This window comes from Rhodococcus tibetensis, assembly GCF_024438035.1.
Taxonomy (GTDB): domain Bacteria; phylum Actinomycetota; class Actinomycetes; order Mycobacteriales; family Mycobacteriaceae; genus Rhodococcus_F; species Rhodococcus_F tibetensis.
The window spans coordinates 163,717-178,650 of sequence record NZ_JANFQF010000007.1; the positions used below are offsets into that span (position 1 = coordinate 163,717).

General features: G+C 65.5%; 16 protein-coding genes. 9 read left to right on the forward strand and 7 right to left on the reverse strand.

The window, feature by feature from the left end; translation table 11 throughout:
* The first annotated feature begins 44 nt into the window (after nucleotides 1-44).
* The 4 genes from NOF53_RS10595 to NOF53_RS10610 all read left to right on the forward strand — a co-directional run bounded on the left by NOF53_RS10595 (nucleotide 45) and on the right by NOF53_RS10610 (nucleotide 4,344).
* Nucleotides 45-419 (forward strand): nuclear transport factor 2 family protein, encoded by a 375-nt coding sequence (locus NOF53_RS10595; RefSeq protein ID WP_255967998.1) that lies wholly within the window; start codon nucleotides 45-47, stop codon nucleotides 417-419.
* A 61-nt stretch (nucleotides 420-480) separates the two neighbouring features.
* A complete protein-coding gene (locus tag NOF53_RS10600; RefSeq protein WP_255968000.1) occupies nucleotides 481-1,545 on the forward strand; it encodes a DUF6777 domain-containing protein in 1,065 nt (354 codons plus the stop codon).
* Nucleotides 1,546-1,624: 79 nt separating this feature from the next.
* Nucleotides 1,625-3,364, forward strand: coding sequence for a 3-oxosteroid 1-dehydrogenase (kstD, locus tag NOF53_RS10605; RefSeq protein ID WP_255968002.1), 1,740 nt, complete (start codon nucleotides 1,625-1,627; stop codon nucleotides 3,362-3,364).
* Nucleotides 3,364-4,344, forward strand: a complete 981-nt coding sequence (locus NOF53_RS10610) for an alpha/beta fold hydrolase (RefSeq protein ID WP_255968004.1) — start codon at nucleotides 3,364-3,366, stop codon at nucleotides 4,342-4,344. Before kstD ends, NOF53_RS10610 begins: the two co-directional genes overlap by 1 nt.
* Here the strand turns inward: NOF53_RS10610 and NOF53_RS10615 are convergent.
* Together NOF53_RS10615 and NOF53_RS10620 are read right to left on the reverse strand one after the other, a co-directional pair.
* The gene (locus tag NOF53_RS10615; protein ID WP_255968006.1) at nucleotides 4,341-5,018 is read right to left on the reverse strand and encodes an IF2 family translation initiation factor; all 678 of its coding nucleotides are present in this window, start codon (nucleotides 5,016-5,018) and stop codon (nucleotides 4,341-4,343) included. The genes NOF53_RS10610 and NOF53_RS10615 overlap by 4 nt on opposite strands.
* Nucleotides 5,019-5,046: 28 nt before the next feature.
* A complete protein-coding gene (locus NOF53_RS10620; RefSeq protein WP_255968008.1) occupies nucleotides 5,047-5,604 on the reverse strand; it encodes a CsbD family protein in 558 nt (185 codons plus the stop codon).
* 149 nt (nucleotides 5,605-5,753) lie between these two features.
* Between NOF53_RS10620 and NOF53_RS10625 the strand changes: the two genes are divergently transcribed.
* Nucleotides 5,754-6,404 (forward strand): maleylpyruvate isomerase N-terminal domain-containing protein, encoded by a 651-nt coding sequence (locus tag NOF53_RS10625; RefSeq protein ID WP_255968010.1) that lies wholly within the window; start codon nucleotides 5,754-5,756, stop codon nucleotides 6,402-6,404.
* A gap of 3 nt (nucleotides 6,405-6,407) precedes the next feature.
* Here NOF53_RS10625 and NOF53_RS10630 read toward each other — a convergent pair whose 3' ends face one another.
* The 4 genes from NOF53_RS10630 to NOF53_RS10645 all read right to left on the reverse strand — a co-directional run bounded on the left by NOF53_RS10630 (nucleotide 6,408) and on the right by NOF53_RS10645 (nucleotide 8,886).
* Complete coding sequence (locus tag NOF53_RS10630; RefSeq protein WP_255968012.1) at nucleotides 6,408-6,749, reverse strand: hypothetical protein; 342 nt, start codon at nucleotides 6,747-6,749, stop codon at nucleotides 6,408-6,410.
* Nucleotides 6,750-6,919: 170 nt separating this feature from the next.
* A complete protein-coding gene (locus tag NOF53_RS10635; protein ID WP_255968014.1) occupies nucleotides 6,920-7,588 on the reverse strand; it encodes an SDR family oxidoreductase in 669 nt (222 codons plus the stop codon).
* Nucleotides 7,589-7,641: 53 nt separating this feature from the next.
* On the reverse strand, nucleotides 7,642-8,046 hold the full coding sequence (locus tag NOF53_RS10640) for a TIGR03668 family PPOX class F420-dependent oxidoreductase (protein ID WP_255968015.1): 405 nt from the start codon (nucleotides 8,044-8,046) through the stop codon (nucleotides 7,642-7,644).
* Nucleotides 8,047-8,265: 219 nt separating this feature from the next.
* A complete protein-coding gene (locus NOF53_RS10645; RefSeq protein WP_255968016.1) occupies nucleotides 8,266-8,886 on the reverse strand; it encodes a LysE/ArgO family amino acid transporter in 621 nt (206 codons plus the stop codon).
* A gap of 72 nt (nucleotides 8,887-8,958) precedes the next feature.
* Here NOF53_RS10645 and NOF53_RS10650 point away from each other — a divergent pair, with 72 nt between their 5' ends.
* Complete coding sequence (locus tag NOF53_RS10650) at nucleotides 8,959-9,834, forward strand: LysR family transcriptional regulator ArgP (protein WP_255968017.1); 876 nt, start codon at nucleotides 8,959-8,961, stop codon at nucleotides 9,832-9,834.
* A gap of 44 nt (nucleotides 9,835-9,878) precedes the next feature.
* On the forward strand, nucleotides 9,879-10,883 hold the full coding sequence (locus tag NOF53_RS10655) for a PHP domain-containing protein (RefSeq protein WP_255968160.1): 1,005 nt from the start codon (nucleotides 9,879-9,881) through the stop codon (nucleotides 10,881-10,883).
* A gap of 87 nt (nucleotides 10,884-10,970) precedes the next feature.
* Here NOF53_RS10655 and NOF53_RS10660 read toward each other — a convergent pair whose 3' ends face one another.
* Nucleotides 10,971-11,915, reverse strand: a complete 945-nt coding sequence (locus NOF53_RS10660) for a hypothetical protein (RefSeq protein WP_255968018.1) — start codon at nucleotides 11,913-11,915, stop codon at nucleotides 10,971-10,973.
* 284 nt (nucleotides 11,916-12,199) lie between these two features.
* Between NOF53_RS10660 and NOF53_RS10665 the strand changes: the two genes are divergently transcribed.
* Together NOF53_RS10665 and NOF53_RS10670 are read left to right on the forward strand one after the other, a co-directional pair.
* Nucleotides 12,200-13,459 carry a hypothetical protein gene (locus tag NOF53_RS10665; RefSeq protein ID WP_255968019.1) on the forward strand — a complete coding sequence of 420 codons (1,260 nt, stop codon included), beginning with the start codon at nucleotides 12,200-12,202 and terminating at the stop codon, nucleotides 13,457-13,459.
* An 82-nt stretch (nucleotides 13,460-13,541) separates the two neighbouring features.
* Nucleotides 13,542-14,702 carry a glutamate--cysteine ligase 2 gene (locus tag NOF53_RS10670; RefSeq protein ID WP_255968020.1) on the forward strand — a complete coding sequence of 387 codons (1,161 nt, stop codon included), beginning with the start codon at nucleotides 13,542-13,544 and terminating at the stop codon, nucleotides 14,700-14,702.
* The last annotated feature ends 232 nt before the right edge of the window (nucleotides 14,703-14,934 follow it).

Sequence of the window (14,934 nt, forward strand, 5' to 3'; positions counted from 1 at the left end):
TCTCTCGACTAGAACGCGTTCTAGTCGACCTGGGAGTACCCGCTATGGCACCGTCCGCAGAAGACATCCGCAAGACCGTCGAGAAGTACGTCGAGGTGGTGGCCACGGGCACTGTCGACGACGTGCTGGCCCTCTATGCCGACGGTGCGATCGTGGAGGATCCGGTGGGTACCGACCCGCGGACCACGGTGGAGTCGATTCGCGAGTTCTACGGGGTGATCGAGCCGTTGCAGCAGACCAGTGAGCTGCTCACGCTGCGGATCGCCGGGAACACAGCGGCGTTCCATTTTGCGCTGGTCACCGAACTGGGCGAGCAGAAGCTCGAGATCGCACCGATCGACGTCATGACTTTCGACGACGAAGGCAAGATCACGACCATGAAGGCGTATTGGTCGCAGGAAGACATGGTTACTCGCTGACACGCACGACCGCACCGGGATTAACGCCCGATCGAGCGCGAACTGTGCTTACGATGTCGGGGTGGCCACCGACGACGCCGGGCCGGCCGCAAGGGATGCCCGACGTAGAGCAGACGCACGTGCAGGTACGCGCTCCAGGCGCGCGCCGCGTCACTGGCTGGTTGTCGCAGGTGCTGTCGCTGCCACGGTGATGGTGGCCTGCTCCTCCGGGTCGGATGTTCGGTCCGTCCCCGTAGAGCTCAATGGGGCCATGGACGACGGGTTTCCCTGGACCGAGGTGTTGCTGCCGCCGCAGACACCCACCACCGTTCCCTACGGGCCGGCGGGAACCGAACTGCCGACCGAGGGCGGTACCGGCGGCATTCGAGTGGTCGGCGACCGCGCAGGACTCTACGGTGCGAGCCCGGACCGATTGCTGTGTGACCGACAGAAACTCGTCGAAAACCTCGAACGCGACCCGGCGCGGATGTCGGCGTGGTCCAGCGTGTTCGACGTGGAGGATGTGCGGAGTTATGTACGGACGCTGACGCCGGTGTTGCTCCGCGCGGATACCCGGGTCACCGACCACGGGTTCGAGAGTGGGCGGGCACATGCCGTCCAGTCGGTGCTCGAGGCCGGGACGATCGTTCTGGTCGACGACCATGGCGTGCCGCGGGTTCGGTGTGTACACGGTAGCCCCCTTCTGGCCCCGATCCTCGGCGAAAATTCGGACATGCACGGCGACCCGTGGCCGACTTTCCAGGAGGACCGGCTCTTGGTGGTGCAGCCGTCGAACCTCGCGATGAACGACATAGCCGTGGTGGATTTGATGACCGGTGGCCTCACCCCACTGCCGATCGGTGCGGGACCCGGGCAGCCGGCGGAGCGCACGAGTCCGCCGTCGCCGGTAATCGCCGAAGCCCCCGTCGTCGATTCGCCACCGATTGCGGTCCAGCAGGCTGCGCCCCGTCCCGCCCCCGTGGCGGTTGTGCCGCCGCCACCTCCCCCTCCGCCCCCACCGCCGCCTCCACCTCCACCGCCGCCCCGGGTCGAATTGCCGCCCGCTCCGGCACCCGCACCGGTGCCACAACCGCAGATTCGGGTGCAGATTCCGGGCATGCCGCTGCTGGTCATTCCCATCCCGTAGGGATCGAGAACGACGTCACCCTTGATCTATGGTGGAACGTGTTCTAGTTTTGGTATTTCACGTACCGATAGGGAGCCGTATGACCACACCAGGGGACAACCACGCCAGCCCCACCGCGAAGGAATTGGCGGACCAGAGCTTCGACGTGGTGGTGGTCGGATCGGGCGCCGCAGGAATGAGTGCGGCGATCACTGCCGCCGCACGGGGGTTGACGGTGGTGATCGTCGAGAAGTCGCCGTACTGGGGCGGTTCCACATCCCGCTCGGGTGGCGGGGTGTGGATCCCCGGAAACACGGTGCTCCAACGTGACGCTCCGCCCGACGATCTGGAGGCGGCACGCCAGTACGTCCACAGCATCGTCGGACCGGCCGTGGATCCGGAGCGGATCGATACCTACATCAACAGAGGGCCGGAAGCACTGCAGTTCCTGATCGACCACAGTCCGCTGAAGTTGGAGTGGGTGAAGAATTACTCCGACTATTACCCGGAGGCACCGGGAGGGCTGGCCACCGGACGCTCGTGCGAGCCGGTACCGTTCGATGCCCGCGCACTCGGCGACGACCTCGACACCCTGCATCCGCCGTACAGCAAGACCCCGCTGAACGTGGTGGTGAAGCAGTCGGATTATCGCTGGCTGAGTACGGGATTCCGGACTTGGCGCGGACCGGTTCGGATGGTGAGGGTCGGGCTGCGCAGCGTGGTCGCGAAGGTAAGGCGACAGCATCTCATCGGCATGGGTGCGGCCCTGATGGCCGAACTCCTGCTCGGGGTGCGCAAAGCCGGCATCCCGCTGCAGCTGAACACCGAACTGACCGATCTGGTCACCGAGAACGGCCGCGTGGTCGGGGTGGTCGTGACGTCGAACGAGCAGACCATGACGCTGCGCGCCACGCACGGTGTCGTCCTGGCGTGCGGTGGATTCGACAACAACGCCGAGATGCGACGGAAGTACCAGCGCGAGCCGATCGGTTCGGACTGGACCACCGGCGCGCCCACGAATACCGGTGACGGCATCAATGCGGCGCTGAAACTCGGTGCGGGCGTGAGCTTTATGAACGATGCGTGGTGGGGTCCGAGTATTCCGCTGCCCAAGGGCCCGTGGTTCGCCCTCGCCGAGCGTTCACTACCCCGCAGCATCATGGTCAACGACCGGGGCGAACGCTTCATGAACGAGTCGCTACCGTATGTCGAGGCGGTGCACCGCATGTACGGCGGGGAGTTCGGGCAGGGCGACGGCCCGGGTGAGAACATCCCTGCCTGGTTGATCTTCGATCAGACCTACCGCGACCGGTACCTCTTCGCCAGCGTCACGGCGCGCGCCCCGCTTCCCCGTAAATGGCTCGAAAGCGGGGCGATCGTCAAGGCGTCCACACTCGAGGGGCTTGCCGAGAAGATCGGCGTTCCCGTGGATCGTTTCACTGCCACCGTCGAGCGGTTCAACAGGTTCGCCCGCCTTGGCGTGGACGAGGACTTCCACCGTGGTGAGAGCAAGTACGACCATTATTACGGCGACATCAGCAACAAACCCAACCCCAGCCTGGGCGAGTTGACCAAGGGCCCGTTCTACGCGGCCAAGATGGTCCCGGGCGACTTGGGCACGAAGGGCGGCATCAATACCGACACGGCGGGACGAGCGCTTCGCGAAGACGGAACCGTCATCGAAGGACTCTATGCGGCGGGTAACACCAGCGCGCCGGTCATGGGACACACCTACGCGGGGCCGGGAGCCACGATCGGGCCGGCGCTGGTCTTCGGCTATCTTGCTTCACTCGATATTGCGGAGAAGGCACGGTCGATGGCCGGTACGCCCGGAGAGTGATGCCCGAACGCAAGGTCGTGGTCGACGGATTCCGTTGGGGTATCACCGACACGGGCGATGGTCCGCCGGTCGTGATGTGCCACGGATTCCCGGGCCTCGGCTTCAGTTATCGCCATCAGAGTTACGCGCTCGCCGAGTCCGGCTTCCGGGCGCTCGCGCCGGACATGCCCGGGTACGGGTGTACGGATATCCCCGCCTGCATCGACGACTACACGAACGACCGCGTGGCCGAAAGACTCATCGGCCTCCTCGACACGCTCGGAGAAGAACGAGCGGTGTTCGTCGGCCACGACTTCGGAGCCCCGGTGGCGTGGACGCTCGCTCTACGCCACCCCGAGCGGGTGTCGGGACTGGTGCTGCTGGCGGTGCCCTATGCGCCCGACCGCCTCCCGGTTCGACCGTCCGAGTTGTACGCCGCGATGGCGCGCAAGCACTTTCTGCATATCCACTACTTTCAGGATCCCGGTGTCGCGGATCGGGAGCTCGACGCCGACCCTCGCCGGTTTCTGCGCAATGTGTTCTACGCGCTCTCGGGCGACTACCACTACCTCGACATCTGGCAGCACCCCTCGGAGGGCAACGGTTACCTCGACGTGTTGCCGCAGGCGCCGCCCTTGCCGTGGTCATGGCTGTCGCAGGCCGCATTCGATCACTACGTCGAGGTATTCAGCGCTACCGGATTCTCGGGGGGTCTCGACTGGTACCGGGCCTACGACGCGAACTGGAAACGCAGCGCGGACCTCGATGGCGCCCACATCGAGGTCCCGACGCTGTTCGTTGCCGGCGCCCTCGATCCTGTGATCGCGATGAGCGGTCCGACGGCACTCGACCGGATGCGGGACACAATTCCCGATCTGCGGGGTGTGCACGTGCTGGAGGGCGCCGGGCACTTCGTTCAGCAGGAGCGGCCCACCGAGGTGAACCGGCTGCTGCTGAAATTCGTCACCGACCTGTGCGTCACCGGGCCGGCAGGCCGCTAGTTGTTGGCGGCCTTCTCGTTTTTGCGCTTGTTGGCTTCGACTTCGGCCAAATCCTCGACGCGGTCGGCCCGCGCCCGCTTGTCTGCTGCCTCGCTCTGCTTGTCGGCCGCTTCCTTCAGTTGCTCCTTGGCCGGCGCAGCGACCTTCTCCTCGGCAGCCTTGATCTTCTCCCGCTCGTTGCGCGCGGCCGCCTCCGCGGCCTGTTTACGCTGAGCTGCCTGCTGATCGGCCTGCTTCGCAGCGGCTTGTTTGCGCTGTTCAGCCTCCTGAGCGGCGGCGCGCTTGCGTTCTTCTTCACGCTCACGGGCTTGCTCGATCTCGCGCTGCTTCGCTTCCTGCGCTGCGACTTGCTGCTCGTTGGCGCGCTGTCGCTCGGCTTCCAACTCGGCGTCGGCCTCCGCTTCCTTACGGCTCGCCTCGGCATCGAGTTCCGCGGCGCGTATCAGCGCGTCGCTCCGCTTCGTGAGCGCAGCGCCGCGCTGCTCGATCTCGCGATCGCCCAGAACGCTGCCGACAGTCCCGTCGAGGGCGCCGAGAGTTCGTTCGTACATCACCCGCGCCGGCGCCTCGGTTCCCAGCCGGGACATGAATTGGTCCTCGATCAGTTGCAGCGGGAACCGCACGATCTTGTACTGCAGGCGCAGTACCGCTAACGGCACACTGACGATGTTCATCGAATCTCCCTCGGTACGTGGATGGTGATCAAGACAGTTCGGCGTCGTCGCTGAGGCCTTCGGCTTCGCGACGTGCACGCTCGGCTTCGGCCCGTGCGGCTTCGGCTTCGCGTACCGACTGGCGATGCTCCTCGACGGCCTCACCGGCATTTTCCGCCGCGGCGGCGACCTCGGCATGCGCGTTCTCTTCGGCACGAGTCGTCGCGATACGAGCGTCGGCTCCGGCGCGGGCCTGCTCCGTCACCACCTCGCGATGCTGCGCCTCCTCTGCCGATCGGAGCTGTGCGCGGCGCTGCTCTTCGGCGGCCTGCCGGGCCGCATCCGCCTCGTCCCGGACCTCGGCACGTTCCGCGGCACCTTCCGCACGCACCTCCTGCAGTTCTTCGGCTGCCTGCTCGGTTTCCGCCCGGGCGATGGCTTCGGCGGTGTTCGCCTCTTTGCGTTGCTGGGCTTCTGCCTGCTGCAGTTGCCCCTCGGCGGTCAGCGAATCGTTTCCGGTCACCGCACCGGCGACCTCCTTCGCCTTGCCCTTGACCGAGTCGAGCAAACCTTCGCGCGCTTCCCCGGACGTGTCGCGATCACTCATGGATGGTTCTCCTACTGTCGTGACTGAGATGGCCGGCTTTTGCCGTCCCGAACCGACGAGTAACCAGAATGAGCTGCCGCGAATCGCGGGAGTACTGCCGAGTTGATTTATTCCGCGGGTCCTACGGTCTGATCACCTAGCATCGGGGAATGACCGCGCCGCAAACCGACCAGTCGTACGCCCACCTACTCGAGGAGGTAGCCGCGTCGCAGCGGGCGCTCGAGTCGACGCTCGAGAAGTTGACCGACCAGCAGGCCCGCGAACCATCCAGGTTGCCGGGGTGGAGTCGTGGACACGTGGTGACCCACCTGGCGAGGAACGCCGACGCCCTCAATCGCTTCGCTGTCGGCGTCGTCACGGGGGAACCTGCTCCGGAGATGTATCCGGGTGGGCCGGCTGCGCGGGCGGCCGCGATCGAGGAGGGGGCCGGACGGCCCGCCGAGCTTCTCGCCGCCGACGTTCGGTTCGCGGGACGCCGGGTGATCGAATCGCTACGGGACATCACCGCTGACCGGTATGCGACGCCCGTGAACTGGCGTAAGCCGGTGACAGCCGGGGATGTGCCGGTGCTGCGGTGGCGCGAACTCGAGATTCACCACGTCGACCTCGGCCTGGACTATGCGGTCGATGACTGGCCGGAGTCGTTCGTCGAACGGACCCTGGGGACGGAGCTGCCCGAGTTGCGGGCGCTGCATCCGGGCGTCACCGTGCCGGATCTGCCGCAGCCCGAGCTGCTCGCGTGGTTGATCGGACGTCCCACCCGCACCGGGCTGCCGGCGGTTCCGGCCTGGCCGTTCTGACCGTCAGGCGTATTCGGCGGTGTCGAAGGTGCCGGCCTCGTCGAGGCCGGCCCAGATGATGTTGCAGCGCTTGCGGGTCATTTCGTCGGCGTCGGCGAGTAGGGCGTCGAGAAGGGATCGGGGGGTCTCCCGCCACGACTGCTGCAGGGCTTCCACGGCGTGGGGCGGGAACAGCCCGGAGCGGGCGGCCGCGAGGGTCCACTCGTCGAACTCACCACCGTGGATTCGCTCGACGGCGTCGTAGTCCACGTCGCCGTCGCCGAGATCGAGGGAGAACATCGAAGCGAAGAGATCGCCGCTCACGTCGACGACGGAATTGTTCGGCTTGCGCTGTTCGGCGTACATCGTGGCTTACCTCCTGAGCCGACGCGAAAAACCCGACTCGTGCTGGCGAACTGTGCTGACGTGAAGAACTGTAGGGCGACTGATTGTGAGCAGCTTAAGGGTTTTCTGAGGGGCCATACAGTGATGTATCTCACGTCACTTTTCTGCGGGGGCACCGCAGAGTCCCGCTGTCACCGCACCCGAAGGACGACCTCCGTGGGATGTGCGTCGGCCGGAGTTTCGACGGTTTGGCGTACGGCAGCGGCGACGGTCGAGGCTTGCAAATAATTCTCGGGACGGTATTCGTTGCCCTCGCCTGCGACGATGGCGCGCTGCATGTCGGTGTCGATGCGTCCGGGGTGAAGGGAGGTGACGCGCAGGCCCGGCTCCTCGAGGCGCAGGGCATCCCCGAAGGCGCGGAGGGCGAATTTGCTCGCCGCATAGGACGCCCACCCCGCGTTCGCGCGAATTCCCGCACCGGAATTGATGAGCACTATGTGTCCTCCGGCGGTTCGCAGGGCCGGCAACAGGAGGCGCGTCAGCTCGGCCACGGCGATCACGTTCGCCTCGAGCGTGCTACGCCACTGCTCGACACTGGACTCCGCGACGGTCGACAGGTCGGCGACCCCCGCATTGTGTACCAGCACGTCCAGGTGCTCGATCGGCGCACAGGCGGCGGCCACGGCGTCGTAGTCGGTGAGTTCGACAGGCCAGGGGGTCGCGGCGGGGAGTTCGCCGAGGATCCCGGTCAACGATGCTGCTGTTCGGGCTCCGAGAAGGAGGTGGTGAGTGGGTGCGAGTTCGCGGGCGATGGCGGCTCCGAGGCCGCGGCTCGCTCCGGTGATCAGGGCTGTGGGCACGTGGTCGAGGCTAGCGCCCGGGAGTACTTCTCAACGGCCCGGTGAACAAGAACTCACGACGCCGACCAGTGATGCCATCGCAGGGAGCGGACGGCGATTACCGGGCCGTCCGGCCGGCGCGCGACGTACTGCGGGTATTTGGCGGCGAGAACGTCGATGGCGGAGGCGCCCTCCGCAGTGGTCGCGTCGAGTATTTCGGCCACGCCGTCTACCCGCACCCACCACAATTGGTTCCAGTCGTCGTCGTAGTGATCGACGAGGAGGCTGACGGCGGAATTCGCGGCGATGTTCTTCAATCTTCGTAAAGCCGTGCTGCGCTTGGGTTTATAGTCGACGCACGAGTAGATGGTATCTTCGTCGACGGCGAAGACCAGCGGTACGACGTGCGGCGCACCATCAGGTCCGGCGGTGGCGAGCCGTGCGACGCGGGCAGTGGAGAATCGCTGCACGGGATTCATTTCCGACTCCATGAGGTAGTCACCGCTGACAGGCTCGGGTCGCGCGGGAGATCTCAGCGGTCTGCCCGAAACCAACGGAGTGCCAACAATATTCACTGGCCCATATGAGATTCGCATCTCGTCGGCGCGAGCGATTGCGTACGACACTAGCTGACTCGAAAGGCGAGGGCACATGTCAAGCATTCGTTGACAAAGCAGACTATGTCAACCAGAAGTTGACTACTGGACAACCAGCGTGATGCCGAGCGTGAGCATCAGTGCGGCGATACCGGCGTCCAATGCCCGCCAGGCACCGGGGCGGGCGAAGACTCGATGCAGGAATCGAGCGCCGTAGCCGAGGGCTAGGAACCAACTGACGCTGGCGACGGCCGCTCCGAGGCCGAACAGCCAACGCCCCGGATCGCCCTGATTGTTGGCAACCGATCCGAGCATCAGCACGGTGTCGAGGTAGACGTGCGGGTTGAGCCAGGTAAGTGCGAGGCACGTGAAGATCGCGGTGGCGAGTGTGGCGGACCCGACTTCCTGCGGAGTGTCGAGCGCGCCGGGCCGCAGTGCGCGACGGGCCGCGAACGCTGCGTAGGCCAGGAGGAACGCGGCTCCGGCCCAGCGGATGACGGTGATCGCACCGGGCGCGTGGGCGAGGATCGTGGCAATTCCGCTGATCCCGATTCCGATGAGGATGACGTCGGAGACCGCGCAGAGAGCGACGACGGGTAGGACGTGCCGGCGGACGATGCCCTGCCTCAGAACGAAGGCGTTCTGGGTGCCGATCGCCACGATCAACGACAGACCGGTGCCGAAGCCTGCTGCTGCCGTGAGCACGCTGGGTGTGAAGTCCATGGACACCACGCTACGAATTACCCGAACATCAGGCCAGCTAATTTTCCTTCATAACCATTAGCATCGCTTCACATGGAACTGGACCTTTCCGCGTTGCGTACGTTCGCCGCCGTCATCGACGAAGGCACTTTCGAGGCGGCGGCCCGCACACTGCACATCACACCGTCCGCCGTGAGCCAGCGCATCAAAGCGCTCGAGCAACAGGTGGGACGCGTGCTGGTGCAGCGGGCGAAACCGGCACGAGCCACGGAGTCGGGGCACGTGGTGCTCACATTCGCGCGGCAGGTGGCCCAGCTCGAGCGGGAAACGATGTCGTCGCTCAACCCGGACGCCGCGCAGGCAAGCACGCTGCCCCTCGTCGTCAACGCGGATTCCCTGTCCACCTGGATGATCCCCGCCCTGGCACGGTTGGCACCGGAGCATCGAGTGTTGTTCGACCTGCACCGCGAAGACGAGTACCACTCCACGACACTCCTGCGGGAGGGAACGGTGATGGCGGCGGTGACGTCGGTTCCGGAACCAGTGCAAGGGTGCACGGTGGAGACCCTCGGGTCGATGCGGTACCACGCACTGTGCAGCCGTGCGTTCGCCGACCACTGGTTTCCGGACGGGCCGACCGCCGACGCCCTGGCAGTGGCCCCCATGCTCGACTTCGACCGCAAAGACGAGCTCCAGGCCAGATTCCTGCGGGGGTTCACTCGACGCCGACTGCACCCACCGCGCCACTTCGTTCCCGGTTCCTCGGCGTTCTCGGACGCCGTTCGCCACGGGCTCGGCTGGGGACTGCTCCCCGAACTGCACACGGGCACGGACCACGGACTCGTCGAGCTCGATCCGGCGCGGCCGGTCGATGTCCCGCTGTATTGGCAGCGATGGAAATTGGATTCGCCCCTTCTCACCGCTCTCACCAGTGCGGTCCGGGAGGCGGCTCGCGAAGCGTTGCGGTGATGTGTGGTGGGCGCAACACTGGTGACATGGTCGCCGACAGCCCGATGGACCCGGTGCAGGCCCTCCGCGAGACAGCGTTCTGGCTCGAGCGATCTCGGGCGGAGACGCATCGGGTGAAGGCATATCGGCGTGCTGCCGACGTGGTGGCGGGGCTGGCCGAGGAGCAGCGGGAGATCCGTCAGCGCACCGACAGCTGGAAGGACCTGCCGGGTATCGGACCGAAGACGGCCACGGTGATCCGTGAGGCCCTCGACGGTGTTCCCGCCTACCTCACGGAATTGCGGGGAAACGCGGAACCCCTCGGCGGAGGGGTACTACGCGAAGCGCTGAAGGGTGATCTGCACACTCATTCGGACTGGTCCGACGGTGGCAGCCCGATCGACGAGATGATGCGTAGTGCGGCGGCACTCGGTCACGAATACTGCGCTCTCACAGATCATTCCCCACGACTGACGGTGGCCAACGGGTTGTCCGCCGATCGGCTGCGCGCCCAACTCGGGGTGATCGCCCGGCTCAACGAAGAGTTGGCGCCCTTCCGTATCCTCACCGGCATCGAGGTCGATATTCTCGAAGACGGTTCGCTCGATCAGGATCCGGAACTTCTCGACCAACTCGACATCGTGGTCGCCAGCGTGCATTCGAAGCTTCGGGCCGAACACGGGGCGATGACGCGGCGGATGTTGAAAGCCGTGGAGAATCCGCGAGTTGATGTGCTGGGACATTGCACGGGCCGTCTCGTCGAAGGAGGCCGCGGTACCCGGCCGGAGTCCACGTTCGACGCCGAGAAAGTGTTCACCGCGTGCCGCGACCACCGCACCGCTGTCGAGATCAACAGCCGTCCCGAACGTCGCGACCCCCCGAGCCGGCTGATCGATCTGGCCATGGACATCGGGTGTCTGTTCTCGATCGACACCGACGCGCATGCGCCTGGTCAACTCGCGTGGCAAGGGTACGGGTGTGAGCGGGCGATGCGATGCGGCGTCGAACCCGAACAGGTGATCAATACCTGGTCGGCCGACGATCTACTGGAGTGGGCGGGATCGCGCTAGGAAACAACGGATGCGCTGTGGTGTACAGCAATTACGCCTCGACGGGAGTTGCGCCTGCCTGGGCAAGCCGCAGGCGCATCGAGAGTCCTACCGTTCGTTCTCACCGGCAGTCGCGCCGCACTCCCCGCAGGCCTGGATCAGGGCCGCACTGCGCGGCTGCCGTGCACGGGCCGGAAACCGCACAGCGGACCTGAAGCGCGCGGCCGGTCGGCCGTCACCTCCGGAGTCGGTTACCGGGTGGAGAGAACGGCGCCTCTTCCTCCGCGCTGCCGGAAGGATCGGCAACCAGGGCCAGTGCCGGCCGACCCTGCGCCGCGCCCGCAGGAAGCCGAGGCCGAGCACTAACCCGAAGATCAGGTGCCCGATCAGCGAAAGTACGAGCGTCGTCGGCGTGAGCGGAAACATGGCTTGCTGCCCGCTGGGCGAGAGGGCGACCGTGGCGATGAGCCCGGCCCACACTGGGAACACGGCGAAGCCGACGGAGGTGAGGACGACGGTGCGGCGCGACATATGTTGGAGGCCCAGCGCTAGGGAGATGAGAAAGAACGCAATTCCGATTCCGCCTCCGTCACCGATATAACGCCACAGGTAACCGACGATCGCGCCGCTCCGAGTGTCGGATCCCGAGTGGAGCCAGGTACCCATTTTCGGAATGAAGTCGCCCCACAGGTCGAGCAGATACACGGTGTCGAGGCGGAAGATGTCGTAGACCAGACACGCGAACATTCCCCAGCCGAGGCCATGCCCGACGATGCGGTCGATCGGGTGCGGAGCGAAAACGCACAGCACCGCGAGGACGGCCGCGAGTGGAATGATCACCAGCGCGCCGGTGGTGTTCATCGACACAACGCCGAACACCTGCGCCGAGATCGCCAGCAGCGGTAGGGCTGCGAGCAGCAGGTACAGCCCTATTCGGGTGAGGGTCCCGTGGTGGCGGACGCTCTTCGGGGCGGGTTCGACGGTGGGCACGGCAGAGCCCGTCAGTTCGTGATCGTGCACGGCGGGGACGATGGTGCCGAAATTGTGCGACACAGCGGCGGGTCCTTTCGATCGCAGGGGTTCTCTCTCCACATGTGCGGTTGCTGACGTTCCCAGCGTCCGGCACGTGCCCGATACCGAATAGTCACCCGAGGGGTAGTGATCGCCACCCTGAACGCTGTTGGTGAATTGAAATCGGAAATCGGTTCAGTACAACCCTTTCCATCCCGGGCGCGATACATCCCGGTAGACAGAACTCCGAACTGCGGATATTCGAGTCCCGCCTATCGCTCCGGTGTTAGCGTGGACGCATTGGGCGACCGGAAAGGCGCTTGTCGATGAATGGATTCATTCGGAGATTGGCCACCGTGGCGCTGACGCTGGTCGCTGCGGCGTTCGTCGTCTCACCACCGCAGGCCTCTGGCTTCGCCGAAGACATCTGTTACAGCCCGGACGGCGCACCGCCGCACAACTGCGCGCCACTTCCGCCCAGCTGTTCGCTCGACGACCCCAACGGTCCGATCTGCGGCCTCGAGGCATTCGCGCGCTACGGGTACACGTTGCGTCAACCGCTCGGCGGACGCAGCCTCGTGCACGCAGACTCGACGTACATCATCGCCCGCGCCGTCGGTTTCTCGGTGCGAGATGCATATTGGATCGCGGCGTACGACGAAGCGACCGACCTCGGCACCTTCGCGCCTCGCGACATCAACGGCCAACTCGTCGCCGACGCGGACACGTGGACCACCAAGGACATCGGCGGCCTCGTGCGCACCCACTTCGCCACCGGCGGGTTTCTCTTCCACTTTCTGCCGACGATGCGTGGACCGCTCGATCCCGAACCCGACGGCTTGCGACCCGACATCGACGATCCCCGACACGAGGTCATGCTCACGCACGTGCGGCGCTGGGCCATGGCAGGCCCGGGTAGTAGTGCTCCACTGTGCACGGCAGGCTTTACCAATCCGTCAGCAGATGGTGACTATGCCACCGGCACAGGCTGTTACGGCGACGCTCAGCCCGCGCAGATCAACGGCGTGTACAGCATCGAGACCCCGGTCGCGATCCCGTTCACCAACGCCACGGGCCAGCAGGTCATTTCGGGCGAGGTCCGATCGGCGCAATTCGACTCCTGGATCGGGAGCGAATCTTCGAACGCGAGGATCGGCATCTACCTCCACGCTCTCGGTGACCGCATCTCGCACCATGTCTGCACCGATGCCGGCACGATCACTCCGCCATCGCCCGATCGGCCGGAATTCCGGATCGATCTGAACAAACCCACCTGTGATCAGGGTCCGCACGCTGTCCGTCACGAGTACGAGACCGGCGTGGATTTCGCCGGGCTCGCGCCGGAAGACCAGACCACAGCAGCGGCACTGTCGATGGTCTACGACGAACTCGTCGAATTCGCACGAATTCGCGGAACCCTCGCGGCCCGGGCCACAGAGCCTGCGAACAAGAACGCGCTGTTGCTCGACGGACTCCTGCCGGCGCTGCAAGTCCGGGAGCCGACCCTGCGAGTGGAAGCCGTGACTGAGGTCGGTTGTCGATTCGGTGTCCCGGCATTCCCAGGAAATCCGGCGTGCCGAGGTTGATCGCTGCTCACTGAGCAGTCCCGCACAGGCACCGCTTCGATGCTCGTAAAGTTGGTGGTGTTCGCGGGTTGGAGGGACGAAAATGGCAACTACCACCGGGCCGACGAGTAGCTCGTTCCTATCGTCGGGTCCGACCCTGGGGGTGGAGGAGGAGTTCGTCCTGGTCGACCCGCACACTGGACGCCCCAGCCTGTACAACACCGAGGTTTGCGCAGCCGGGCACGAGCTGGGCATCGACCTCCAGCGCGAGTTCTGCCGTTGCCAGATCGAAACGTCGACATCGGTCGGCACGCACATCCGTGATCTGCGCGATCAGTTGTGTGAATCCCGGGCCGTGACCGCCGACGCCGCGGCCCGCACCGGATGCCAGCTCCTCGCAGTCGGAACGCCGATGTACGACCCGCCGCCGGACTCGATCACCGAGACACGGCGGTATCAGCAGATGGGCGAGCGATTCGGCGCCCTCGCCACTGGTGTGATGTGTGGCTGCCACGTGCACGTCGGCATCGAGGACCGCGAGCAAGCGGTGCAGGTGAGCAACCATCTGCGGCCGTGGCTGCCGGCGCTGCTCGCGCTGACCGCCAACTCCCCCATCGCCGGTGGGCTCGACACCGGTTACGCAAGCTGGCGGTACGTCCTGTTCGGACGGTGGCCCAGTGCGGGACCGCCACCGTACTTCCGCTCCGCGCAGCATTACGACGACGCGGTGCAGGTGTTGCTCGAGACCGGCGCCATCCTCGACACCGGAATGGTCTATTGGGATGTGCGGGTATCGAATCATCTCCCCACTGTCGAGATCCGGATCAGTGATGTCCCTGCCACCATCAAGGAGACGATGACGCTGACTACCCTGGTGCACGCATTGGTCATGACCGCGATCAGGGCGATCGGCCGCGGCGAATCGGCGCCGGCGATCGACCAGCAGGTGCTACGCGGGGCGTGCTGGCTGGCTGCCCGCGACGGGCTCGCCGGGCACGGCCTCGATCCGGTGACCGTGCAGCGGATGCCGGCGCATCGCCTGGTGTACCGACTGTTGGCGCACGTCAAGCCGGCCCTGGCGGAGCTCGGTGAGCATTGGCAGGTGACCACGTCGGTGGCTGCGGTGCTCGATCAGGGTAACGGGGCAATCCGGCAACGCAGGACCCTTGCGCACCGGGGCAGCGTTGCCGAGGTGATCGCCGAATGCGCACGCCGCACCTTCGAAGGATGTCTTCCAGAACCAGGCGACGCGCTACCGCTCTAGTGCCGTATACCCAGTGCGGTTTCGAACATTGATCCACCATCATCTGGGTGCGGCCGAAGGCGCTATCCAGGCGTGAATGCGACGAATGAGCGTGTGCGTGCGCCCAGCATTTACGTGGGGGTGGAGGTCGGTGGCGTAACAGTTGGGCGGCACACTCTCAGTTTTCGGGGCTTGTATAAGTGGGAAAGTGTTCATTGTGCGAAAAAAACTGATCACCAGGGCCGCACCACCG